Genomic DNA, 22,375 nt, shown 5'->3' on the forward strand with positions numbered 1-22,375 from the left:
CCTTCGTTTCAGGGACGGCCACATCAGCGATGCCGGGCGGGAGCCCGGAGCGCCTCAAATCGCTACGCGCTCCTGCCCGACGGCGTCCGCCAGCCTCTTGGGCTGGGCATAAGCCGCCATCGATCGCTACGCGCTTCGCCCTGACCGCGTCCGGCGGTCGTTCGGGGCCGGGAAGGGCGGATTCGAGGGGCGGGAGGGCGATCCATCGGCTCAGCCGATGCCAACCCCCGACAAGGGGAGGGTGACATCCCAACCGCCCGCCCAAAGGGGGGTAATTGGGGCAAACCGAGGGTCTTCTGAGGCGTGCACTCGCGCAGACATGGATGGGGTTCGGCTCAGCCGTCATCCGGCGCTTTTCCTCCCTCCATCCGCCCGCAGACGCCGCCCATGGGGGGCAGTCCGGGCCTCTGCGGCCTCTGACCGGCCCCAGGCGGTCTGCGGTCGCGTGATCGAGGAGCGCGCAGTGATCGATGGCGGCCTATTCCCAGCCCATGGGGCTCACAGACGCCATCGGGCAGGAGCGCGCAGCGGTCGATGGCGGCGTATGTCCAGCCCAAGAGGCCTGCGGACGCAGTCAGGCAGGAGCGCGTAGCGATCGAGGGCGGCTTATGTCCAGCCCACGGGGCCTGCGGACGCCGTCGGGCAGGAGCGCGTAGCGATGTGGGGCGTGCCTGGCTTTGCTGGCGCTGGACACCGCCCTGATGGTCTCTCGTTGCCCGGCTCGTTCTTTTGGGGTTTTCCGCCGGTCCTTGCAGTTCCGGGGCGGGACGGGCGGTCAAGGGTGGCCGCAGGCCATCGCAACGCGACGCGACGCAGGAGCGCCCTTGAGGGACCGGCACGACCCGGAAAACCATCGGACGGACGGAAAAACCCCCAGAACGTCTCTGCCCCCCGCCCGGGTGGGTCCTGCCGACCCGAAGCCGCCGCCCTGCTGCCGCATTCCGCCCGGTCGTCTTGTCCTGCTGTCCTAGCCCGCCTCCATGTTCCATCCTGCCCGGCTGTCCGTCCCCGGTGTCCTGTCCCGCCCCCCGTCCCGCCCCCCGTCCCGCCCCGCCTGGGCCCGGCGCGCGTGGTGCTCGACACGTCACTCCCGTCCCAGGCAACCCGTACCGTCGTTCATACCTCTGTAAAGGGTGTAAGGGGGACCGATCGGTCCGGCCCGCGCTCCGAGGTGAGCGCCGGAGAAGGAACGGGACAACAACCGTGCAGCATGACCAGCAAGGCGACGGCAGCCCCATGACCACGGGCCGCCGTCGCCCCCACCGCCTGCGCCTGCTTCTGATCAGCGGCGGTCTCGCGCTCACCCTCGCCGGGGGCGGCGTGGCAGCGTACAAGTTCGGGCTCTTCTCGGACATAGGGGATCCGGTCTCCTTCGGCAAGGTCCAGGAGAAGACGGCCACCGCCTCCGAGGCCCTGCCGGAGGTGCTCATGCCGACCGGCCCGGCGGCCTCGTTCGTCCGTACCAGCCGGCTGCCCGACGGCACCCAGATCGGCAAGGCCACCCTCACGGGCAAGAAGTCCGGCTTCACGGGCGACGTGTGGGTGTGGGTGCCGAAGGAGTACGACGAGCCGAGGTACGCCAAGAGCGGCTTCCCGGTCCTGATCTCCCTGCCCGGCGGCCGCGGCTACCCGACGAACTACTGGGGCACCGGCCCGGGCCTCGGCCTCCAGCAGGCGGTCAGCGACGGGGCCAAGTCGGGCAAGAGCCTGCCCTTCATCCTGATCATGCCGGTGACCAACGCGGACACCAAGCACCACTTCGACGGCTCGGACATCCCCGGCCAGCCCAGGATGGGCACCTGGATGGCCGATGACGTCCCCGATTTCGCGAAGGCCAATTTCCGCACCTTCACCTCCCGCGACGGATGGGCCTTCATGGGCTCCTCGGCCGGCGGATTCAACGGCTTCAAGCAGCTCCTGAAGTACCCCGACCGGTTCAAGGCGGCCATCGCGAGCGGGACCGACATCGTCCCCGACTCCCCGCTCTGGAACGGGAACACGCAGGCCATGGACCAGAACAACCCCGAGAAGCTCGCCGCGAAGCTGATCGACACGGGCGGTCCCGAGGTCTACATCAACTTCCAGATCGGGACCAAGGAGACCGGTCGCGAGCAGGCCGAGAAGTTCATGCAGGAGTACGGCAAGGGACCCGTGCACACTTCGCTCCAGGTGATCCAGGATGGTGAGCACAACGGAAAGTCGTACGTGCGCGGTATGAGGGAGGGCTCCCTGGAGTGGATCAGCAAGGTGATGAAGGGACCGACACCCGATCCCGGCGTGCGATGAGCACGGTGGTGAAGGGGGCATCGGCCGCCGCCGCGGCGGGCATCGCGGCGGTGTGCGCCATGGCCTTCATAAAGGCGCCCGGCGAGCGGCCGGTGCTCCCCTTCCCCACCGTCGGAGTACTCATGGCGGGCGGCGAGCACTGGTGCACCGCGAGCGTCGTCGACAGCCCGAAGGGCAATGTCGTCGCCACCGCCGCGCACTGCGTCGCCCCCGCCGGCGAGGACGGGCAGCCGGGCGAGGTGGCCCACGACGGCCTGGCCATCGGCGAGCTCTCCTTCGCCCCGGCCTTCTCCGGCGAGGGCGACGGCACCCAGCCGCTGGGGGTGTGGAAGGTCAAGGCGATCCACGTCGACGACCGCTGGACCAAGTGGGGCGAGGACACCGCCGACTTCGCCTTCCTCACCATCGAGCCGGACGAGGACGGGCGCAGCGTCCAGGAGGCCGTGGGCGGCCGCACCGAGGCGCCCAGGCCCGAATGGACCTCCGGCTACGACCGGGACGTCACCGTCGTCGGCTACCCGGAGTCCGAGCACAACCCGGAGAACAGGCCGGTCTCCTGCACGACGCAGACCCGCCACGACGAGGACGACCCCGACATGCTCTACATGAGCTGCGCGGGCTTCTGGACGGGTACGAGCGGCAGCCCGTGGATCGCGGACCGGGGCGGTGCGGATCCCGCCGGGCACCTGATCGGGGTGCTGAGCGGCGGGGACACCGACGTGGACTCGACGGCCGCGCTGTTCGACGAGCGTGCGAAGGCGTTGTACGAGCGGGCCGCGCGGGACTGAGCGCCCCCCAGCCCGGACACCGCCCCGTCGCTACCGCTACCGCTTCCGCCGCTCCGTGCTGACGATCACGACCACCGCCGCCACGACGATCGCGCCGCCGAGCAGGATCGGCCAGGTCAGGGCCTCGTCGAGGATCAGCGCGCCGAGGGCGACGGCGACGACCGGATTGACGTACGCGTATGTGGCCACCAGCGACAGCGGTGCGGCCTGCAGGAGCCATACGTACGCGGTGAAGCCGACGAGCGAGCCGAAGAGGACCAGGTAGCCCAGGGCCAGCCAGGAGCCGGTGGAGAAGGTCGACGGGTCCAGACCGTGGTGCTCGCCGCGCAGGAGGCCGACGACCACGCCCGCGATGCCGCCGGCGAGCATCTGGTAGGCGCTGCCCGTGAAGGGGTTGCCGGGCAGGGGCAGCTTCGAGGCGGAGAAGGACCCCAGCGACCACAGCATCGAGGCCGCCACCACCAGCAGCACCCCCGACAGCCGAACGGCGCCGCTCAGCCCGGGGCTGGTCAGCACCGCGAGACCGGCGAGGCCGACGAGGACCCCGGCCAGGGTGCGCAGTGGGGGCCGGTCGCCGGTGGCCGTTCGCAGCACCACCACCCACATGGGCACCGCGGCCACCAGCAGTGCGGCCAGGCCGGACGGCACGGAGGTCTCGGCGAGGACGACCAGGCCGTTCCCGCCGAGGACCAGCAGCAGGCCGACCAGGACCGCCGAGCCGAGCTGCGCCCGGGTGGCCCGGAGCGCGGCCGGCCCGTGGCGCCAGGCCACGATGGCGGCCAGCATCAGGCCGGCGGTGATGAAGCGGGCCCCGGCGGAGAGGAAGGGCGGCATGGTCTCGACGACGATCCGGATGCCGAGGTAGGTCGAGCCCCACACGACGTAGACGAGGGCCAGCGCGGTCCAGACCGCTCCGGTGGTCCTGCCCTGCGGGGTGGTGGCCGCGGCTCTGCCGTCCACCGGGGTTGAGGTGCTCATGCCCGGATCCTATGGTCGTTGGCCCATGCACGCATTCGGGTGTCTCAGCCCTTGAGCAGGTTGTTCAGCTCGCCGTACGGGAGCGAGCGCGCGAGCGATCCGTAGGTCCCATCGGTGATCAGCTCCTCGGCGGCGCGGCGGACGAGCGCGTACGCCGCTTCGGCCACCCAGGAGCCGAGGCTGACGCGGGAGACGCCGAGGGCGCCGAGGGCGGCGACGGTCGGGGCGTCGGGGCCGAGGAGGATGTTGAGGGGGGCGTCGATGCACTTGGCCAGCTCGGCCACGACGGCCGGGTCCAGGACGCCGGGCACGAAGATGCCGGTGGCTCCCGCCCGGAGGTAGGCGGTGGCGCGGGCGAGGGTCTCGTCGAGGCGGTCGGCCGGCTCGCCCAGGCCCTTGAGGTAGGTGTCGATCCGGGCGTTGACGTAGAGCGGGACCCCGGCGGCGTCGGCCGCGGCGCGGGCGGCCGCCAGGCGCTCGGCCTGCTCGGCGGGGGCGCGGGTGCCGTCCTCGATGTTGATCCCGACGGCGCCGGCGGCGATGACGCCGGCGACGGTCTCGCCGACGGCGGCGGGGTCGGTGCCGAAGCCGCCCTCGATGTCGGCGGTGACCGGCACGGACACGGCGGCGGTCACGCGGGCGATCAGGTCGAGGGCGCGGTCGCGGGCGAGCGCGTCGCCGTCCGGGGAGCCGAGGGACCAGGCGACGCCCGCGCTGGTGGTGGCTACGGCGGGGGCGCCGGTGGCCTCGACGATGCGGGCGCTCGCGACGTCCCAGGCGTTCGCCAGGGCGAGGGGGGCGGCGGGGGTGTGCAGTGCGGCGAACGCGGTGGCTTTGGCGGCGAGGCCGATGTGGGTGCTCATGTCGTCAGTTGAACAGACGGGGTGGGGCGGGGGCTCGCGGATTTCCGACTTCTGCCTTTGCGCTGCGCTTGCTTGGCCGGTCCGGGGTCTGCCGGTGCGTTGGCTGGTGCGGCGCCGTGGCGGGGGCGCTGCCCCCGGGCCCCCGCGCCTCAAACGCCGGCGGGGCTGAAATGGCGGGGCTGAGCGGGCCCCGCCCCCGGCCCCGCGCCTCGAACGTCGGCAGGCCTCAGGGGGACAGGCCGGTTTTGGCGCCTGCGCCGCAGAGGGGGATGACCGCCGTGCGGCCCTGCAAGGGGTCGGTCGGGGACGCGGGGCCCACCGCCGCCCAGCAGGCCGCGGCCGTCGGTTCGACGAAGAGGCCGCGCCGGGCCAGGTCCCGCTGGGCCGCGCGCAGCCGGTCGTCCGGGACCGTCACGAAGGTGCCGCCGGAGTCCCGGACCGCGGCCAGGATCTGGCGGGCGCGCGGCGGTGCCGGGATCGCGATCCCCTCGGCCAGGGTCGGCCGCTGTTCGACCGGGGCGGCGTCGTCCGTGCCCGCGGCGAACGCCTCCGCGAGCGGGGCCACCGCTTCCGACTGGACCGCGATCAGGGCCGGCGGCCTGACGCCGCGTCGGGCCAGCTCCTGCGTCGCCAGCGCCGCCCCGAGCAACAGGGTGCCGTTGCCCACCGGGACCACCAGTGCCTCCGGCAGCCGCCGGCCCATCTCCTCCCACACCTCGTACACGTAGGTCTTGGTCCCGTGGAGGAAGTACGGGTTGAACACGTGGCTCGCGTAGAAGACGCCGGGGGCGTCCGCCTCCTTGCGGGCCGCCAGGGCCGCGGCCTCGCGGCCGCCCGGGATCACGCGGACGACCGCCCCGTGTGCCCGCATCTGCTCGGTCTTCTTCTCCGACGTCCCCTCGGGCACGAAGATCTCGCAGGCCAGTCCGGCCCGTGCGCAGTACGCCGCCACCGAGGTCCCCGCGTTGCCGCTGCTGTCCGCCACGACGCGCTCCGGCGCCAGCCGCCGGGCGAGTTCCACGAGCATCACCGCGCCCCGGTCCTTGAAGGACAGGGTCGGCATGAGGAAGTCCAGCTTGGCGTGAATCCGCTCCCCGAGCGGGATCAGCGGAGTGTGCCCCTCCGCCAGGGAGATGGAGAAGGCCCCCGGCAGCGGCAGCACCGGCCCGTACCGCCACAGCGAGTTCGGTCCGGCGGACGGTTCGAGTGCCACGTCCGGGTTTGGCGTGAAATCGAGGTCCCAGGGTCCGCCGCACAGAGGGCACCCCCACGGCGCGGTCCGGACGTCTGCGCGTGTACCGTCCTCGGAGCAGACGTAACCGGGGGGTGCGTGCGTCATGTGCGGAGCGCCTTTGGTCGGTCATGGCCGGTGTATGGCACGGATGTTACGCGTTCGTTGTCCTCTTGTCGGGTCGTGCCGAGGGTGGGTCAACCTTTCGGAGGCGACCGCCCGTTGGGCCATCTGCGTTGTCATGGCCACGTTTGCGAGGTTCCACCGCACCCCGCAATGCACCACCTAAGAGGAGGACCCGTCACATGCCAGTGATGCGTCACAGGCGCCGGAAGATCACCGGAATCGGCGCGACCGCGGTCGTGGCCCTCGCGCTGGGCTCGGCCGCCGCCGCACTGCCCGCCTCGGCCGCCGACAGCGGTCCGCGGGGCGTGGTCCAGAACGCCGGGGCCCCCGGGACCGTGCCCAACAGCTACATCGTGACGCTGAAGGACACCGCGCCCCGCTCGACCACCGAGAGCGGCAAGCTCGTCGCCAAGAAGTACGGCGCGAAGATCGACCGGACCTACAGCGCGGCCCTCAACGGCTACTCCGTCCAGGTCTCCCAGACCCAGGCCGAGAAGCTCGCCGGCGACCCGGCGGTCCAGTCCGTCGTGCAGAACCGCACCTTCACCGTCAGCGCCACGCAGCCCGGCCCGCCCTCCTGGGGCCTGGACCGCGTCGACCAGGACAAGCTGCCGCTGAACCAGACCTACGCCTACCCGGACAAGGCGGGCGAGGGCGTCACCGCGTACGTCCTCGACACCGGTGTCCGCATCACGCACCAGGACTTCGGCGGCCGCGCCTCCTACGGCTACGACGCCATCGACAACGACAACACCGCCCAGGACGGCCACGGCCACGGCACGCACGTCGCCGGCACCGTCGCGGGCGGCGCGTACGGCGTGGCCAAGAAGGCCAAGATCGTCGGCGTCCGCGTCCTCGACAACAGCGGCTCCGGCACGACCGCCCAGGTCGTCGCGGGCATCGACTGGGTGACCCGCAACGCCGTCAAGCCCGCTGTCGCCAACATGTCCCTCGGCGGCGGCGCGGACACCGCGCTCGACACGGCCGTCCGCAACTCCATAGCCTCCGGCATCACCTACGCCGTGGCCGCGGGCAACGAGTCGGCCAACGCCTCCACCAAGTCCCCGGCGCGCGTCGCCGAGGCCATCACCGTCGGCGCCACCACGAACACCGACGCCAAGGCGAGCTACTCCAACTACGGTCCGGCCCTGGACATCTTCGCGCCGGGCTCCGCCATCACCTCCGCGTGGGGCACGGGCGACTACGCGACCAACACCATCAACGGCACCTCGATGGCCACGCCGCACGTCGCGGGAGCGGCCGCCGTCTACCTGTCGCAGAACCCGTCCAGCACCCCGGCCCAGGTGGCCACGGCACTGATCGGATCCGCCACCCCGGACAAGGTGACCGGCCCCGGGACCGGTTCGCCGAACCGTCTGCTCCACGTCACCGCCCTGGGCCCCGTCCCGCCGGGCAAGCGCTTCGAGAACACCACCGACTACGCGATCGGCGACAACGCGACCGCCGAGTCCTCGATCGCCGTCAGCGGCGTCGTGGGCAGCGCCCCGAGCACGCTGAAGGTCCCGGTCGACATCAAGCACTCGTACATCGGCGACCTGAGGATCGACCTGGTCGCACCCGACGGCACCGTGTACAACCTGCACAACCGCTCCGGAGACGGTGCGGTCAACATCATCAGGACCTTCACGGTGAACGCCTCCTCCGAGACGGCGCCGAACGGCACGTGGAAGCTCCGCGTGAACGACAACTCCAGCGGCGACACCGGGAAGATCGACTCCTGGGCCCTGCAGTTCTGAGGTCGAAACCGGTGGCGGTGACTGGGCCATAGGGAAACAGCGGGGGCGACCGGTTGACGGTCGCCCCCGCTGCGTACTATTCGCGCATCCGTTCGCGCCCGCAGCGGCGCCTCCCGGCGCCCCGCGATGCCCTCTGCCACCTGCGATGGAGTCCGACCCCTTGAGCATCCCGCCGAGTCCTCCTCCCGGACCGGGCCACTCCTGGCCCCCGCCCCCGCCGCAGCAGGGGTGGGGCTGGGCGCCGCCGCCCGGCCAGGGGCCGCAGCCGCCGGCGCTCAACGGCTTCGCCCTCGCCTCCCTCCTCGCCGGACTGCTCTGCTTCCCGCCGCTCGGCGTCGCCTTCGGCATCGCGGCGCTCGTGCAGATCGCCAAGAAGGGCGACCGGGGCAAGGTCCTGGCGGTCACCGGGCTCGCGGTCTCCGTCGTGATGACCGGTGTGATGGTCTTCGCGCTCGGCCGGCTGGTGGAGATGACACCCGCCCGGCTCGACGGGCTGACCGAGTACACCGAGGTCGAGGGCGAGCTCAGGGACATCGACGACCTGAAGGCGGGCGACTGCTTCAACGTCCCCGGCGGGGACCTGTTCGACGAGCGGCCGCTGATGTACGCGGTCGACTGCTCCCAGGTGCACCACGGCGAGGTCACCGCGTCGAGCGCGGCGGGCGCCGCCGGCGCCCCCGATTCGAGCGAGGCCGACCGGGCGTCGGAGGACGCCTGCTGGAAGGCCCAGGACGAGTACGCGATGGACACCTGGGCCCTGCCCGACTTCGCGGAGATGTTCTACTACGCGCCCTCGCGCCAGTCCTGGCGGGACGGGGACCGGCGCCTGCTCTGCGTGATCGGCACGACGGAGGAGGAGTGGCGCGGCAGCCTGCGCCGGGACGCGGGCATGCTCAAGCCGGAACAGGCGGCCTTCCTGCGGGCGGCCAACGGCGTGGAGTTCGTCATGAGCCGGCCGCCCGTGGAGGACGTCGGCGAAGCGCTCCAGAAGCACCAGGCGTGGGCGCGCGAGATGTACGCGGCGCTGGGCGAGGAGGCGAAGGTCCTCCAGCAGGACGCGGCCCGGCCGGGGCTGGAGAAGGCCGTTCCGGCGCAGCTGAAGGAGATCGAGGCGGCCCGCGCGGCCTGGCAGCGCGCCTCCCAGGCGCGGACGGGGACGGAGTTCGACCGGCTGTGGGACCGGGCGACGGCCGCCATGTCCCTGGAGACGGAGAAGGCGCTGCGCGGCGCGTACGGGCTGTCGACCGAGGTTCCGCGCTGGCTGGAGGAGAGCCCGGAGAGCACGGAGGACCCGGAGGCCGGGGCCGCCCGGCTGCCTTCGTCGCAGTCGGTGTGACGTCGCCGGGGTAACGCGCGGTAATGGGTTTGAGTGACCTGGTTTCATCACTTCGGGTGAAACTCTGGCCCTTGCTTGCGGTCTTCAACCGTCGGTTGCCAGGGTGTGGCTGTCTGTCAACCTGATGGGAGTGGCCAGTGACTTTCGGTGAGCAGCCGGCCTATCTTCGCGTGGCCGGGGATCTTCGACGACAGATCGTCGACGGTTCTCTGCCCCCGCACGCCCGGCTCCCCTCCCAGGCCCGCATCCGCGAGGAGTACGGGGTCTCCGACACCGTGGCCCTGGAGGCGCGCAAGGTCCTCATGGCGGAGGGGCTGGTCGAAGGCCGGTCCGGGTCCGGTACGTACGTGCGGGAGCAGCCGGTGCCGCGCCGGGTGGCCCGCTCCGGCTACCGCACGGGCGGCTCCTCCACGCCGTTCCGGCAGGAGCAGGCCGACTCCGGCGCGCGGGGGACGTGGGAGTCGAGCAGTGAACAGGCGGGCGCGCCCGCGGAGATCGCGAAGCGGCTCGGCATCGAGCCGGGCGAGCGGGTGATGCGGACCCGGTACGTCTTTCGCGACGCGGGCGAGACGATGATGCTGTCGACCTCGTGGGAGCCCCTCGCGGTGACCGGGAGGACCCCGGTGATGCTCCCCGAGGAGGGCCCGCTGGGCGGCTCCGGGGTCGTCGACCGGATGGCCGCGATCGACGTCGTCGTCGACAACATGGTGGAGGAGGTCGGCGCACGGCCCGGCCTGGCGGAGGAGCTCCTCCTGCTCGGCGGGGTCCCGGGCCACGTGGTCCTGGTGATCGGCCGCACCTACTTCGCCTCGGGCCGCGCGGTGGAGACGGCCGACGTGGTCGTCCCGGCCGACCGCTACCGCCTCTCGTACCACCTCCCGGTGCGCTAGCCGGCCGGGCGGTCGTCGCCGTCCGGCAGTCCCGCGGTCCGGCAGTCCCGCGGTCCGGTGGCCCCGCGGTTCGGCGGCCCGCGGTCGGGCGGTCCCGCCGTCCGACAGCTCCGCGGTCCGGGGCCCGCCCTCCGACGGCCCGCCGCCCGGTCTGCGGCCGTCCAGTCCGCGGCCGGACTGCGGCCGTCGGGGTTCCGCCGGACCCGGCGACCCGGCGGGTTTCGGCGCGATGGTGATCGCCGCCGGCCGCCCCGAACTGCGCCTTCCGCGGGACGCAGGGCGCCCGCGCCGCCCGCGGCGGTGCCTTCGTGGCGGCCGGAAACCTCCCTTTACCCGGGCCCCCGGGGTGCCCGGACGACCGGTTCCCCCGAAGCTACCTGCGGGTATACCCGCCCGTAGGAAGGCCGGGGCCCGTGGTCGCGCTTCCCGGCGTCCCGTGTGCGCCCCGTCCGGACCGGCGCGCACGGCGCACTCGTACGCATGGCCGGATGCGTACGCCTGCCAGGTATCTCTTCGTGAAAAACCGTATCCGCTCCGTAAAGGTCGGGCGTAAGGTCGGGCATATGCGCAATGCGGTTTCCCGGGCAGATACGTCGGCGGAAGGTGAAACGCGATGAACGACGGCGGTGCACTGCTTCCGTGGCTGGTCATACGTCAGGACGACAACGGCAACCGCTACCGGGTGGGCCGGTACGCCACCCGGGCCGAGGCCCAGAAGGTCGCCGACAGTCTCGACGACCGAGGACACAAGCAGCTCTACTGGGTCGAGCGGATCGGTCAGACCGCCACGATGAACTGAGCCGAGCGGCGCCCCACGGCGCTGGCATAGGCTCCGCCCATGACTGTACGCGTGGTCGTGGGCGGAGCCCTTTGTCATGAGGGGCGCCTGCTGGCCGCCCGCCGCAGCGCACCGCCGGAGCTCGCCGGACGCTGGGAGCTGCCGGGCGGAAAGGCCGAACCGGGCGAGTCCGTCCCCGAGGCGCTGGTGCGCGAACTGCGCGAGGAGCTCGGCGTGGAGACCGAGCCGGTCGAGCGGATCCCGGGGGAGTGGCCGCTGAAGCCCGGGCTGGTCCTGCACGTGTGGACGGCGCGGTTGCTCTCCGGGGTGCCGGCTCCGCTGGAGGACCACGACGAACTGCGCTGGCTGGGGCCGGAGGAGCTGGAGTCGGTGGACTGGCTCGACCAGGACCGTCCCGCGGTCGCCGAGGCGGGCCGCCGGCTGCGCGCGGACGGCGGCGGTACGGACTCCGCCGGTGGCGGTGGCGGTGCCGGTCGCAGGGGCGCGTGACGCTCGCGCACTGGTCCGTCTGTGCCACAGTGCGCCGGTGGGTTCGGGATCGAGTGGTACGACGCCCCGAATATCGGGTATGTCGCTATTAATCCCTATCTCGTCCCCCTTTCGTCCCCGACGAACCGGACTGGGGTCGCTGCTGGCCCGGGAAGTGATCGGCGTGATCGACACAGACGGTGAGTGCGCCGAGTGGGCCTTCCCCGCCGAACCCGGCGCCGTCCGTACCGCCCGCCACGCCGTCCGCGGAACCCTGCACGAGTGGGGCCTCGAAGCCGTCGGTGACGTGACCGTTCTGCTGGTCAGCGAGCTGGTGACCAACTCCCTGCGCTACGCCTCCGGCCCCATCGGCGTCCGGCTGGTGCGGCGGAATCCGGCCGCGCAGGGCTCCGAGGGCGCCCCGGTCGGAGGCCCCGCGCTGCTGGTGGAGATCTCCGATCCGCTTCCGGATCCGCCCCGCGAGCGGGTGGCGGACTCCGAGGACGAGGGGGGCCGCGGACTGCACCTCGTGGCCGCCTCCTCGCAGCGGTGGGGAACACGTCACGGGAAAACAGGGAAGACTGTGTGGTTCGAGTTGGCTCTTCCTGGTGAGTAACAAGGTGAGCGGTGGCGGGAGACCCCCCGCGGCGCTTCCCGGCCCTCGCCGGGAAGGGGGCCGGGGGAGATCGCGCGACATGGCTTGAAATCATCGAGACCGTGCTGTGATCGTGAACGCCGTGCCGTCCGGGGTCGTGGTGCTGAATACTTCCGTCATGGCCGGTCCGGTTGCGGTGAGCTGGAGGGGACGGTCGCGTGAGCGAAATACCTGCGCAGGCACATCAGGCCGACGTGCCTCGGGAGACATGGCACGACGCCCTGTGGCACAGCAGTCCGCCTGGCTCGATATATGACTACATAAAGGTTGCATCCTTCTCGATCGGGCCCGACGGGTTCATCGACCAATGGAGCCTGCGCGCCGAGGAGCTCTTCGGACTGACGGCCGCCCAGACCGTCGGGCGCGACCCCGTCGACGCCTTCATGCCACCCGAGTTGCGCCAGGACGCCCACCGCAAGGTCGCCGAGATCCTCGACGGCAAGGAGTGGACCGGCCTGATCCCCTTCCGGATCCCGGGCGGGAACGGCGCACACGGCGTGGCCGAGATCTATGTGATGCCCACCCAGACCGAAACCGCGGAACGGGCCGCCCTCTGCGTCGTCGTCGACGTACGCGCGCTGCGCCGCATCGAATCCGACCTTGCCGCCTCACAAGCCATATTCGGCCAATCTCCCTTCGGCTTCCTGCTGTTCGGCACCGACCTCACCGTGCAACGGGCCAACCGCCGCTTCGCCACCGTCTTCGGCGGCACCGCCGAGACGCACCGCGGCCGCACCGTGCACGACTACCTGCCCGCGCACGAGGCGGACCGGATGGCGGACGCGCTGCGCCGGGTGCTGGACACCGGCGACGCGGTCACCGACCTGCGGATCACCGGGTCCACCCCGCGCAGCCGGGAGAACCGCCACTGGTCCATCAACCTCTACCGCGTGCACGGCGGCAGCGGCCGCCCCATCGGCGTCGCCGGCATCGGCACCGACGTCACCCGCCGCCACCTCGCCGCCCGCGAGGCCGCCGGGGTCCGGCGCAACCTCGCCCTCCTCAACGAGGCCGGGCACCGCATCGGCAACTCCCTCGACCTGGAGACCACTGCCCGGGAACTCCTCGACGTCACCGTCCCGGGCTTCTGCGACCTGGCCGCCGTCGACCTCTACCAGGGGCTGCTGCTCGGCGACGACGACCGCCCCGCACGGCCCCAGGGGCCCGGCGTGCCCAGCCTGCCCGGCCAGGGCCCGGCCCGCACCCCGTCCGCGGCGCTGCGCCGGGTGGCCTTCGCCTCCGCCGTCTCCGACGCGCCGCTGTCCGGCCCGGGCGCCCTGGTCGCCGTCGGCGACATCCACCGCTACCCGGCGGCCTCGCCGGGCGCGCTGGCCCTGCGTACGGCACGGCCCCGGCTGATCGAGGGCGGCGGACCGGAAGACCTCGTGCAGTCCACCCTGGTGGTGCCGATGGTCGCCCACGACACGGTCGTCGGACTCGCGCAGTTCTCCCGTACGAAGGGCAGCGAGCCCTTCGGCGAACGGGACCGGGCGGTGGCCGTGGAACTGGCCGCCCGCGCCGCCGTGTGCATCGACAACGCGCGCCTCTACCGGCGCGAGCACGAGCGGGCGCTGATCCTCCAGCGCAGCCTGCTGCCCCCCGGCGACCCGGAGGCCGCGGGCCTGGACATCGCCTGCCGCTACCTGCCCGGCAACGCCGCCACCGAGGTCGGCGGCGACTGGTTCGACGTCATCGAACTGCCCGGGCACCGCACGGCGCTGGTTGTCGGCGACGTCATGGGCCGGGGCCTGCGGGCCGCCGTCGCCATGGGCGAACTGCGCACCGCCGTACGGACCCTGGCCCTCCTGGACCTCGAACCGGCGGAGGTGCTGACCGCGCTCGACGAGATCGCGCGCGGGCTCGGCGCCCCCGGCGGCTCCCAGCAGGCCTCCCGTGCGGCCCTGCACTCCCGGGACTCCGACCGCTCGGAGGTGTACCTCGCCACCTGCGTGTACGCCGTCTACGACCCGGTGACGCGGCGCTGCACCATCGCCAACGCCGGCCACATGCCGCCGGTGCTGGTCTCGCCGAACCAGGCCGGGCCGGGCGAGGACCGCGAGCCCATGCCCGCCCTGCTGCTGGAGGTGCCGACCGGGCTGCCGCTCGGGGTGGGCGGGGAGCCGTTCGAGGAGGTCGAGGTCGAACTCCCCGAGGGCGCCCTCCTCGCCCTCTACACCGACGGACTCGTGGAGTCCCGTGACCATCCCCTGGAGGAGGGCCTGCGCGGCCTGCGCGCCGCGCTCGCGGACCCGGTCCGCCCCCTGGAGGACGTCTGCGACCACGTCCTGAACACCCTGGACACCCGGCACGGCGAGGACGACATCGCCCTGCTGATGGCCCGGGTGCAGGGACTGCCCGTGGACGCCGTCGGGGACTGGCAGCTCCCGCGCGAGGCCCGCTCGGTGGGCCGGGCGCGGGAACTGGCCCGGGCCAAGCTGCCGGCGTGGGGCCTGGAGGGCCTGCTGGACACCACCGAACTCCTGGTCAGCGAACTCGTCACCAACGCCCTGCGCTACGGCGAGGGCGAGATCCGGCTCAGGCTGCTGCTGGACCGGACGCTGGTGTGCGAGGTGTGGGACGCGAACCTGGTCCAGCCGCGGCGCCGGCGCGCCCGCGACACCGACGAGGGCGGGCGGGGCCTCCAGCTCGTGGGCCTGCTGTCCGCCGGGTGGGGCACCCGGCGGACCCACCGCGGCAAGACCGTGTGGTTCGAGCTGCCGCTGCCGGGCGCGGCGGAGGAGGCCGTCGCGGAACTCTCGGCGGAACAACTCCTCAACATGTACGGCTGACGGGCCCGGGCCGGTCGGGCCGCCGCCCCGCGGCGACCCGGGCCGCCCGGCTCCGGCCCGTGCGGCTGACCCGGACCCCCTAGGCGGCGCGGCCCTGCTTCAGGGCCGCCAGGCGGGCCTCGATCTCCGAGGTCTTGCCCAGGTCCTCCAGGGACTCGAACTGCGCGTCCAGGGAGGACGCGGCCAACTCCTGCTTGCCCAGGGCCATCGCCTCCTCCCGCCGCACCTTCTCCTCGAAGCGGTTCAGGTCGCTGGTCGGGTCCATGACGTCGATGTTCTTCACCGCGTCCAGCATCGTGTTCTGCGCCTGGGCGGTGCGGGCCCGGGCCACCAGCTCGTCCCGCTTCGCCTGGAGCTCCGTCAGCTTGTTCTTCATCGCGTCCAGGCCCGACTTGAGCTTGTCGACGACCTCCGTCTGCGCCGCGATCGTCGGCTCCGCCGTCTTCGCCTCCTTCTCCGACTGCAACTGCCGCCCCAGCGCCACCTTCGCGAGGTTGTCGAACCGGTCGGCCTCCGCCGCGGCCCCCGAGGACCTCAGCTCGTCCGCCTTCCGGCTCGCGGCCAGGGCCTTGGCACCCCACTCGGCCGCCGCGTCCAGGTCCTCCCTGTGGTCCGCCTCCAGCATCCGCAGGTTGCCGATCGTCGTGGCGACGGCCTGGTCCGCCTCCGAGATGTTGTTGCTGTAGTCCCGGATCAGCTGGTCCAGCATCTTCTGCGGGTCCTCCGCCTGGTCCAGCAGCGCGTTGATGTTGGCCTTGGCGAGCTGGGTGACCCGGCCGAGGATGGTCTGCTTGCTCATGACGGTTCTCTCCTGGTGAGGGATGGACTGGTCCGGTACGCGCCCGCGCCGCGGGAGGTTCAGAAGCGGCCGCCCCCGCCCATGCGGCCCCGGGTGCCGCCGCCCCCGAAGGAGCCCGGGCCGCTGCCGCCCCCGCCGCCGAATCCGCCGAAGCCCCCGCCGCCGCCGAAACCGCCGCCCCCGCCGCCGAAACCGCCTCCGCCCCGGCCGCCCCGCAGGATCTCGCCGAGGATGATCCCGCCCAGTACGGCGCCGCCCTGCCCGCCGCCGCGCCGGCCCGCGTACGGGTCCTGGTACCCCCGTACGTCCTGCTCCGCCAGCTGCTGCGCCTGCCGCGCGAGCGCATCCGCCTGCTGGGCCTCCGCCAGCGCCTCCGACGGGTCGCCCGCCGCCAGCGCCCCGGCCCGCTCCAGATGCCGGCCCGCCTCCGCCAGCCGCGTGCGGGCCTGGCTGCCCACCGCGCCCCGGCTGGTGGTGATGTAGTCCGTCGCCGCGCCGATCGCACTGCGCGCCGCGAGCATCGCCTGGTCGAGCAGGGCGGCCGCCCGCTGCCGGCCCGACTCCCGCTCCCGGGCCCCGGCGAGGGCGTCGTCCAGCGCCGCGTCGGCCTCCTCCACCCGGCGCAGGGCGTCGATCGGGTCGTAGCGGCCGGCCGCCTCCTCCCGCCGTACGTCGGCCAGTACCGCCTCGGCCCGGCCGATGCGCCCGCGCAGGTCCGCCGTCGAGGTGCCCTCCGCGGTACCGGCCAGCAGCCCGCGGGCGTCCGCGAGGTCGGTCTCCGTCTCGGTCAGCGCGCCCGGCAGCTTCCCGGCCGCCTCCGCCAGCTCCTGCGCCCGCCGCTCGACCGCGTCCATCAGTGTCGCCGCCTGGTCCACCGCGCCCTCGGCGGACCGCACGTGCACGGCCGCCGTGCCGTTCTGGCCCGCGTCGACGGCCGCGTGGGCCAGGCCCAGGCTGGTCGCCGCGAACAGCAGCCGGTCCTTGGCCTGCCCGGGGTTGGAGGAGACCGGCGCCGAAGCGGAGTCCGCGTACCGCCGGGCCAGCGCGGTCAGGGTCGCCTCGGCGGTGGTGGTCCGCCCGGTCAGCTCCAGATAGCGCTCCTCGACGGCCGCCAGCGCCTGCGGGGCGTTCTTCTCCAGGTCCCGCAGCCGGTCGAAGTCCGCCGCCTGCGCGTCGAGCCGCCGGTTCGCCTCGGTGCAGCGGGCCACGATCTCGTCCAGCATCCGGCGCCGGGTCGCGTCGTCCTCCGGATAGGCGTCGTCCAGCTGCTGGCGCAGCCGGAAGGCGTGGGTCAGCTCGCCCTTGGCGTACTCCACGGCCGCGGTGAACGGGGCGGCCGCCTCCTCGCCGAACTGCGCGGTGGCGAAACCGAGTTCCTCGGAGCTGGTGCGCACCGCGTCGTCCGTCTCCACCAGCAGGGACTTCGCCCGGCCGTCCAGCTCCGGCAGCGGCAGGCGGTCCGGCGCCCCCTCGGGCCAGCCCGGCCCCCTCGTCGTACCGCGGCCGCCCGCCGCGGCGTCCTTGCGCCTGCGGCGGCTGTACGCGTACACGCCGAGCGCCCCGGCCGCGCCGACCGCGACCACCGGGAGCACGTAGTCCCCGGCGCCGCTCCCGCCGCTGCCGCCGCCGGGGTCGACCGGGCCGGGGGTGATGGTGGGCGCCGGCACGGGCTGCCCGCCGAGGACCGCGTTGTAGCCGTTCGCCGCGCCGATGGCCGCGCCCGCCCAGTCGTTCTGCCGCAGGGCCGGCTCGATCGCGGTCCGCGCCACCTCCGCCAGCTGCCGCTCGGTGAAACCGGAGTCGACATCGGCCGAATAGGCGTACTGGCGGTCCCCGGTGGCCACCGCCAGCAGGACGTCGTCCCGGCCGAGGCCGTTGCGCTGCGCGGTGGCGTCCGCCCAGCTCTGCGCGGAGCACCCGGAGAAGTCCTGCACGTACGCCACGAAGAGCTGGATCTTCCGGTCGGCGTAGAGCTCGTCGAGGGCGGCGGTGACGGCGGCCTTCCGGTCGCCGAGCGCGCCGACGAGGTCGGTGATCTGCCCCTGCCGCTCCAGGGCGACGGGGTCCTCGGCCCGCGCGGGCGGAGCCTGTGCGACGCCCCAGCCGCCGAGCGCCAGCAGTCCGGCGGCCAGGGCGAGCCCGGCCCGTGCGAGTGCTCTGCTGCGCGGCGCGGTTCTCGGCGGGATCACATTTGGGAGGGTATGGGCGCTCTATCGCGCCCGCATCCGGAGCAGAGGGCAGTGACCCGGCCGGAGAGCGGTCGTTGGCAGGCCATGAAGAAGATCATGACTGCGGCCGTGCTCACCGCTGCCGCCCTCGGCCTCGCCGCCCCCGCCCACGCCGACAACGACTCCAACTTCGGGGGCGGGGTGAACGCCGCGAACAACTGGAACTTCACCGCGGCCGCCGTCTGCCTCCAGGAGGTGGCCGTGGTCCCCGTCATGGGCGACTGGGTCGGCGACCACGCGAACAACTGCTCCAACGGCAACGTCATCGACCACTCGGGCCGCTGACCGGGCGGGGTCCGGGGCGGGGTCCGGGTCCGGGGCCTCCCGCAGAGGCACCCGGCCCCCGGACCCGGCCCCCGGACCGTCCGCACCGTAGCGTGCCGTCCGTCAGGCCTTCCGGCGCCCGATCCTGCTGCCGAGCCAGACCAGCGGGTCGTACTTGCGGTCCACCGCCCGCTCCTTCAGCGGGATCAGCGCGTTGTCGGTGATCCTGATGCCCTCGGGGCAGACCTCCGTACAGCACTTGGTGATGTTGCAGTAGCCGAGCCCGTGCTCCTCCTGCGCGGTCCGCTTGCGGTCGAGGCCCGCCTCCGAGGCCGCGTCCAGGGGGTGCATGTCCAGCTCCGCCACCCGCATCAGGAAGCGGGGACCGGCGAAGGCGGGCTTGTTCTCCTCGTGGTCACGCACCACGTGACAGGTGTCCTGGCACAGGAAGCACTCGATGCACTTGCGGAACTCCTGCGAGCGCTCCACATCGATCTGCTGCATCCGGTACGCGCCCGGGGCCACCCCCTCCGGCGGCACGAAGGCCGGGACCTCCCGCGCCTTCTGGTAGTTGAAGGACACGTCCGTGACCAGGTCCCGGACCACGGGGAAGGCACGCAGCGGCGTGATCGTGATCGTCTCGGTCCGCTCGAAGGTGGACATGCGCGTCATGCACATCAGCCGCGGCCGGCCGTTGACCTCCGCGCTGCACGAGCCGCACTTGCCCGCCTTGCAGTTCCAGCGCACCGCCAGGTCGGCCGCCTGGGTGGCCTGGAGCCGGTGGACGATGTCGAGGACCACCTCGCCGTCGTGCACCTCGACCGTGAAGTCCCGCAGGTCCCCGCCCTCCGCGTCGCCCCGCCAGATCCGGAAGCTCGCGTCGTACGTGCTCATCAGTAGAGCTCCTCTTCGGCGAGGTACTTGACCAGCTCTTCCTTGTCGAACAGCGCGAGCAGGTCGGGACGGATGGGATCGGTGCGGGTGCGGACCAGCTCGATCCGGTCGGCCGCCGGGTCCGCCGGTACGGGGTCCACCGGCCGGCACAGCAGGTTCACCGGGCGCCAGGTCCGCTCCATCGCCGGGCAGTCCTCGCGGGTGTGCCCGCCCCGGCTCTCGGTGCGCTCCAGGGCCGCGCGGGCCACGCACTCGCTGACCAGCAGCATGTTCCGCAGGTCCAGGGCGAGGTGCCAGCCGGGGTTGAACTGCCGGTGGCCCTCGACGCCGGCCCGGGAGGCCCGTACGCGCAGGGTCGCGAGCCGCTCCAGGGCCTCGGCCATCTCGCCCTCCCGGCGGATGATGCCGACGAGGTCGTTCATGGTCGCCTGGAGTTCCTGGTGGAGGGTGTACGGGTTCTCCGCGCCCTCGGCGGCGTGGAACGGGGCCAGCGCCTCCGTGGCCGCCGCGTCGATCCCGGCCTGGGAGACGGCCGGGCGCGCGGAGGGCGAGGCCGCGTACTCGGCGGCGTGCAGCCCGGCCCGCCGTCCGAAGACCAGCAGGTCGGACAGGGAGTTCCCGCCGAGCCGGTTCGAGCCGTGCATCCCGCCCGCGACCTCACCGGCCGCGAACAGCCCCGGTACCCCGACGGTGGCCGCGGTCTCGGAGTCGACGGCTATGCCGCCCATCACGTAGTGGCAGGTCGGGCCGACCTCCATCGGCTCCGCCGTGATGTCGACGTCCGCCAGCTCCTTGAACTGGTGGTACATGGACGGCAGCCGCCGCCTGATCCGCTCGGCCGGCATCCGCGTGGACACGTCGAGGAACACCCCGCCGTGCGGGGAGCCTCGGCCGGCCTTCACCTCGGAGTTGATCGCCCGCGCCACCTCGTCGCGGGGCAGCAGCTCGGGCGGGCGCCGGTTGTGGTCCGGGTCCTCGTACCAGCGGTCGCCCTCCTCCTCGGACTCCGCGTACTTCTCCTTGAAGACGTCGGGGACGTAGTCGAACATGAACCGCTTGCCCTCGGAGTTGCGCAGCACCCCGCCGTCGCCGCGCACGGACTCGGTGACGAGGATGCCCTTCACCGACGGCGGCCAGACCATGCCGGTCGGGTGGAACTGCACGAACTCCATGTTGAGCAGCGGGGCGCCCGCGAGGAGGGCCAGCGCGTGGCCGTCGCCGGTGTACTCCCAGGAGTTGGAGGTGGTCTTGAACGACTTGCCGATGCCGCCGGTGGCCAGGACCACGGCCGGCGCCTCCAGCACGAAGAAGCGGCCGGACTCGCGCTCGTAGCAGAAGGTCCCCGCGACCTTGGGTCCGTCCTTGAGGACCTGCGTGACCGTGCACTCCTGGAAGACCTTGAGCCGGGCCTCGTAGTCCCCGTACTCCTTGAAGTCCTCCTGCTGCAGGGCGACGATTTTCTGCTGGAGGGTGCGGATCAGCTCCAGGCCGGTGCGGTCGCCGACGTGCGCGAGGCGGGGGTACTCGTGCCCGCCGAAGTTGCGCTGGGAGATCTTCCCGTCGGGGGTGCGGTCGAAGAGCGCACCCCACGTCTCCAGCTCCCACACCCGGTCCGGGGCCTCCTTGGCGTGGAGCTCGGCCATCCGCCACTGGTTGAGGAACTTCCCCCCGCGCATGGTGTCGCGGAAGTGCACCTGCCAGTTGTCGCCCTCGTTGACGTTGCCCATGGAGGCGGCGATCCCGCCCTCCGCCATCACCGTATGGGCCTTGCCGAAGAGGGACTTGCAGATCACGGCCGTACGGGCGCCCCGCTCGCGGGCCTCGATCGCGGCCCGCAGCCCCGCGCCCCCCGCGCCGACCACGACCACGTCCCACTGCTGCCGTTCCACTTGAGCCATTTCAGAAGATCCTCGGGTCGGTGAAGGCGCCGCTGGCCAGCAGGTAGACGTAGAAGTCGCACAGGGCCACGCTGATCAGGGAGGCCCAGGCCAGTTGCATGTGGCGGGAGTTGAGCCGGCTGATCCAGCCCCAGAGGCGGTAGCGCACCGGGTGCTTCGAGAAGTGCTTGAGCCGGCCGCCCATGATGTGGCGGCAGGAGTGGCAGGACAGCGTGTACGCCCAGATCAGCGCGATGTTGACGAGGAACAGCAGGGTTCCCAGGCCCATGTGGCCCCAGGCGTAGTGCTCGTCGCGGAAGGTCAGCACGGTGTCGTACGTGAGGATGCCCGCCACCGGGATCGCCGCGTAGAAGAAGTACCGGTGGGCGTTCTGGAGGATCAGCGGGAAGCGGGTCTCGCCGGTGTACCCCGCGTGCGGCTCGGCGACGGCGCAGGCGGGCGGTGAGGCCCAGAAGCCCCGGTAGTAGGCCTTGCGGTAGTAGTAGCAGGTCAGCCGGAAGCCGAGCGGGAAGACCAGGATCAGCAGCGCGGGGGACAGGCCCCACCAGCTGCCGAAGAGGTCCCAGTTGGGGCCGCCGCGCATCTCCTCGCAGTTCTCCGCCAGGCAGGGGGAGTAGAAGGGGGAGACGTAGGGGGCGGCGTAGTAGTCGGCGTTGGCGAAGGCCCGCCAGGTCGAGTAGACGATGAAGGCGAGCAGTCCGGCCGCGGTGCCGGCGGGGGCCAGCCACCACCGGTCGGTCCGCAGGTGACGGGCCGCGATCGCGGCCCGCGAGGCGTCGTGGACGCCGCCGGGCCGCTGCTGGGGTCGTTCCGTGCCTGTGGCCAAGGAGGACTCCGGTGGGAGGGGTGAGGGGTCGCTCCCGCGCGGCCCGGCCGCGGGGCGGCCGGGCCGGACGGGTGTGCGGGGTGGACGGTGTGCGGATCGGGCGGGGGAGGCGTCAGGGCGCGCGGCGGTCGCGGGCGCCGAGGCCCTCGTCGTCGGAGTCCGTCCAGAGCGTGCTGTCGTAGGGGGTGTCCGGGACCGTCACCATCCGGGACGGGTCCGGCGGCGGCGCGGGCTTCCCGCGGGTGGCCGCGGCCTGCTGCTCCAGCCGCTCGACCTTGCGCGTCAGCTCGTCCAGGTTGCGTCGTACAGCGGTCAGGTCGTCGTGCAGGGACATGATTTGCCCTCATTTCCGCCAGGGTGCGGTGGCAACGCTCATGTGCGCCTGCGAGTGTCGCGCTTCGTGTCCCCGGTTGTGAAGGGACGTGCAGCGATTGCGGGCGCGCAGGCGTGAAGTGTGCGCCCCTCCCCCTCCCCATTTTCGTCCCTTCCCCGGGGGAGCG

General features: G+C 72.7%; 19 protein-coding genes. 10 read left to right on the top strand and 9 right to left on the bottom strand.

Annotation, left to right across the window (positions count from 1 at the left end):
- The first annotated feature begins 1,236 nt into the window (after nt 1–1,236).
- Nucleotides 1,237–2,286, top strand: a complete 1,050-nt coding sequence (locus AB0O53_RS09365) for an alpha/beta hydrolase (protein ID WP_350988109.1) — start codon at nt 1,237–1,239, stop codon at nt 2,284–2,286.
- Nucleotides 2,283–3,074: a trypsin-like serine peptidase gene (locus AB0O53_RS09370; RefSeq protein WP_365194307.1), complete on the top strand. Its 792-nt coding sequence runs from the start codon at nt 2,283–2,285 to the stop codon at nt 3,072–3,074. Before AB0O53_RS09365 ends, AB0O53_RS09370 begins: the two co-directional genes overlap by 4 nt.
- Nucleotides 3,075–3,110: 36 nt before the next feature.
- Here the strand turns inward: AB0O53_RS09370 and AB0O53_RS09375 are convergent, their stop codons facing one another.
- The 3 genes from AB0O53_RS09375 to AB0O53_RS09385 all read right to left on the bottom strand — a co-directional run bounded on the left by AB0O53_RS09375 (nt 3,111) and on the right by AB0O53_RS09385 (nt 6,254).
- Nucleotides 3,111–4,052 carry an EamA family transporter gene (locus tag AB0O53_RS09375; RefSeq protein ID WP_350988107.1) on the bottom strand — a complete coding sequence of 314 codons (942 nt, stop codon included), beginning with the start codon at nt 4,050–4,052 and terminating at the stop codon, nt 3,111–3,113.
- A 44-nt stretch (nt 4,053–4,096) separates the two neighbouring features.
- Nucleotides 4,097–4,915, bottom strand: a complete 819-nt coding sequence (locus AB0O53_RS09380; RefSeq protein WP_365194310.1) for an isocitrate lyase/PEP mutase family protein — start codon at nt 4,913–4,915, stop codon at nt 4,097–4,099.
- A 226-nt stretch (nt 4,916–5,141) separates the two neighbouring features.
- Complete coding sequence (locus tag AB0O53_RS09385; RefSeq protein ID WP_350988104.1) at nt 5,142–6,254, bottom strand: threonine synthase; 1,113 nt, start codon at nt 6,252–6,254, stop codon at nt 5,142–5,144.
- Nucleotides 6,255–6,451: 197 nt separating this feature from the next.
- Here AB0O53_RS09385 and AB0O53_RS09390 point away from each other — a divergent pair, with 197 nt between their 5' ends.
- From AB0O53_RS09390 to AB0O53_RS09420, 7 genes are all read left to right on the top strand, one after another.
- Nucleotides 6,452–8,029 carry a S8 family peptidase gene (locus tag AB0O53_RS09390; protein WP_350988102.1) on the top strand — a complete coding sequence of 526 codons (1,578 nt, stop codon included), beginning with the start codon at nt 6,452–6,454 and terminating at the stop codon, nt 8,027–8,029.
- Nucleotides 8,030–8,189: 160 nt separating this feature from the next.
- Nucleotides 8,190–9,365, top strand: a complete 1,176-nt coding sequence (locus AB0O53_RS09395; RefSeq protein ID WP_350988100.1) for a DUF4190 domain-containing protein — start codon at nt 8,190–8,192, stop codon at nt 9,363–9,365.
- A gap of 137 nt (nt 9,366–9,502) precedes the next feature.
- Nucleotides 9,503–10,255, top strand: a complete 753-nt coding sequence (locus AB0O53_RS09400; RefSeq protein ID WP_365194314.1) for a GntR family transcriptional regulator — start codon at nt 9,503–9,505, stop codon at nt 10,253–10,255.
- Between the two features lie 613 nt (nt 10,256–10,868).
- On the top strand, nt 10,869–11,054 hold the full coding sequence (locus AB0O53_RS09405) for an SPOR domain-containing protein (protein ID WP_350988096.1): 186 nt from the start codon (nt 10,869–10,871) through the stop codon (nt 11,052–11,054).
- A 39-nt stretch (nt 11,055–11,093) separates the two neighbouring features.
- Complete coding sequence (locus tag AB0O53_RS09410; RefSeq protein WP_365194317.1) at nt 11,094–11,543, top strand: (deoxy)nucleoside triphosphate pyrophosphohydrolase; 450 nt, start codon at nt 11,094–11,096, stop codon at nt 11,541–11,543.
- A 154-nt stretch (nt 11,544–11,697) separates the two neighbouring features.
- Nucleotides 11,698–12,138: an ATP-binding protein gene (locus tag AB0O53_RS09415; RefSeq protein WP_359117076.1), complete on the top strand. Its 441-nt coding sequence runs from the start codon at nt 11,698–11,700 to the stop codon at nt 12,136–12,138.
- A 206-nt stretch (nt 12,139–12,344) separates the two neighbouring features.
- The gene (locus AB0O53_RS09420; protein WP_365194492.1) at nt 12,345–14,966 is read left to right on the top strand and encodes a SpoIIE family protein phosphatase; all 2,622 of its coding nucleotides are present in this window, start codon (nt 12,345–12,347) and stop codon (nt 14,964–14,966) included.
- A 79-nt stretch (nt 14,967–15,045) separates the two neighbouring features.
- On the opposite strand, the gene AB0O53_RS09425 is transcribed toward AB0O53_RS09420, so the two are convergent.
- Entirely contained in the window at nt 15,046–15,765 is a 720-nt protein-coding gene (locus tag AB0O53_RS09425) for a PspA/IM30 family protein (protein WP_350988088.1), read from the bottom strand.
- A 59-nt stretch (nt 15,766–15,824) separates the two neighbouring features.
- Nucleotides 15,825–17,954, bottom strand: a complete 2,130-nt coding sequence (locus AB0O53_RS09430) for a TPM domain-containing protein (protein ID WP_435886636.1) — start codon at nt 17,952–17,954, stop codon at nt 15,825–15,827.
- A gap of 84 nt (nt 17,955–18,038) precedes the next feature.
- On the opposite strand from AB0O53_RS09430, the gene AB0O53_RS09435 reads away from it, so the two are divergent.
- Entirely contained in the window at nt 18,039–18,278 is a 240-nt protein-coding gene (locus tag AB0O53_RS09435; RefSeq protein WP_350988086.1) for a hypothetical protein, read from the top strand.
- A 102-nt stretch (nt 18,279–18,380) separates the two neighbouring features.
- Here the strand turns inward: AB0O53_RS09435 and AB0O53_RS09440 are convergent, their stop codons facing one another.
- The 4 genes from AB0O53_RS09440 to AB0O53_RS09455 all read right to left on the bottom strand — a co-directional run bounded on the left by AB0O53_RS09440 (nt 18,381) and on the right by AB0O53_RS09455 (nt 22,209).
- The gene (locus AB0O53_RS09440; protein ID WP_350988084.1) at nt 18,381–19,151 is read right to left on the bottom strand and encodes a succinate dehydrogenase/fumarate reductase iron-sulfur subunit; all 771 of its coding nucleotides are present in this window, start codon (nt 19,149–19,151) and stop codon (nt 18,381–18,383) included.
- Nucleotides 19,151–21,049, bottom strand: coding sequence for a fumarate reductase/succinate dehydrogenase flavoprotein subunit (locus AB0O53_RS09445; RefSeq protein ID WP_350988082.1), 1,899 nt, complete (start codon nt 21,047–21,049; stop codon nt 19,151–19,153). The genes AB0O53_RS09440 and AB0O53_RS09445 overlap by 1 nt, the downstream gene beginning before the upstream one ends.
- A gap of 1 nt (nt 21,050) precedes the next feature.
- Nucleotides 21,051–21,875, bottom strand: coding sequence for a succinate dehydrogenase subunit SdhC (gene sdhC, locus AB0O53_RS09450; RefSeq protein WP_365194322.1), 825 nt, complete (start codon nt 21,873–21,875; stop codon nt 21,051–21,053).
- Between the two features lie 112 nt (nt 21,876–21,987).
- A complete protein-coding gene (locus AB0O53_RS09455; protein ID WP_350988078.1) occupies nt 21,988–22,209 on the bottom strand; it encodes an Rv0250c family protein in 222 nt (73 codons plus the stop codon).
- Nucleotides 22,210–22,375: the final 166 nt, after the last annotated feature.

Source organism: Streptomyces erythrochromogenes (assembly GCF_040684695.1).
GTDB lineage: Bacteria > Actinomycetota > Actinomycetes > Streptomycetales > Streptomycetaceae > Streptomyces > Streptomyces erythrochromogenes_C.

Coding starts and splice junctions, on each gene's coding strand:
- AB0O53_RS09365 (WP_350988109.1), top strand. CDS start 1,237: ATGACCACGGGCCGCCGTCGCCCCCACCGCCTGCGCCTGCTTCTGATC.
- AB0O53_RS09370 (WP_365194307.1), top strand. CDS start 2,283: ATGAGCACGGTGGTGAAGGGGGCATCGGCCGCCGCCGCGGCGGGCATC.
- AB0O53_RS09375 (WP_350988107.1), bottom strand. CDS start 4,052: ATGAGCACCTCAACCCCGGTGGACGGCAGAGCCGCGGCCACCACCCCG.
- AB0O53_RS09380 (WP_365194310.1), bottom strand. CDS start 4,915: ATGAGCACCCACATCGGCCTCGCCGCCAAAGCCACCGCGTTCGCCGCA.
- AB0O53_RS09385 (WP_350988104.1), bottom strand. CDS start 6,254: ATGACGCACGCACCCCCCGGTTACGTCTGCTCCGAGGACGGTACACGC.
- AB0O53_RS09390 (WP_350988102.1), top strand. CDS start 6,452: ATGCCAGTGATGCGTCACAGGCGCCGGAAGATCACCGGAATCGGCGCG.
- AB0O53_RS09405 (WP_350988096.1), top strand. CDS start 10,869: ATGAACGACGGCGGTGCACTGCTTCCGTGGCTGGTCATACGTCAGGAC.
- AB0O53_RS09410 (WP_365194317.1), top strand. CDS start 11,094: ATGACTGTACGCGTGGTCGTGGGCGGAGCCCTTTGTCATGAGGGGCGC.
- AB0O53_RS09425 (WP_350988088.1), bottom strand. CDS start 15,765: ATGAGCAAGCAGACCATCCTCGGCCGGGTCACCCAGCTCGCCAAGGCC.
- AB0O53_RS09435 (WP_350988086.1), top strand. CDS start 18,039: ATGAAGAAGATCATGACTGCGGCCGTGCTCACCGCTGCCGCCCTCGGC.
- AB0O53_RS09440 (WP_350988084.1), bottom strand. CDS start 19,151: ATGAGCACGTACGACGCGAGCTTCCGGATCTGGCGGGGCGACGCGGAG.
- AB0O53_RS09445 (WP_350988082.1), bottom strand. CDS start 21,049: ATGGCTCAAGTGGAACGGCAGCAGTGGGACGTGGTCGTGGTCGGCGCG.
- AB0O53_RS09455 (WP_350988078.1), bottom strand. CDS start 22,209: ATGTCCCTGCACGACGACCTGACCGCTGTACGACGCAACCTGGACGAG.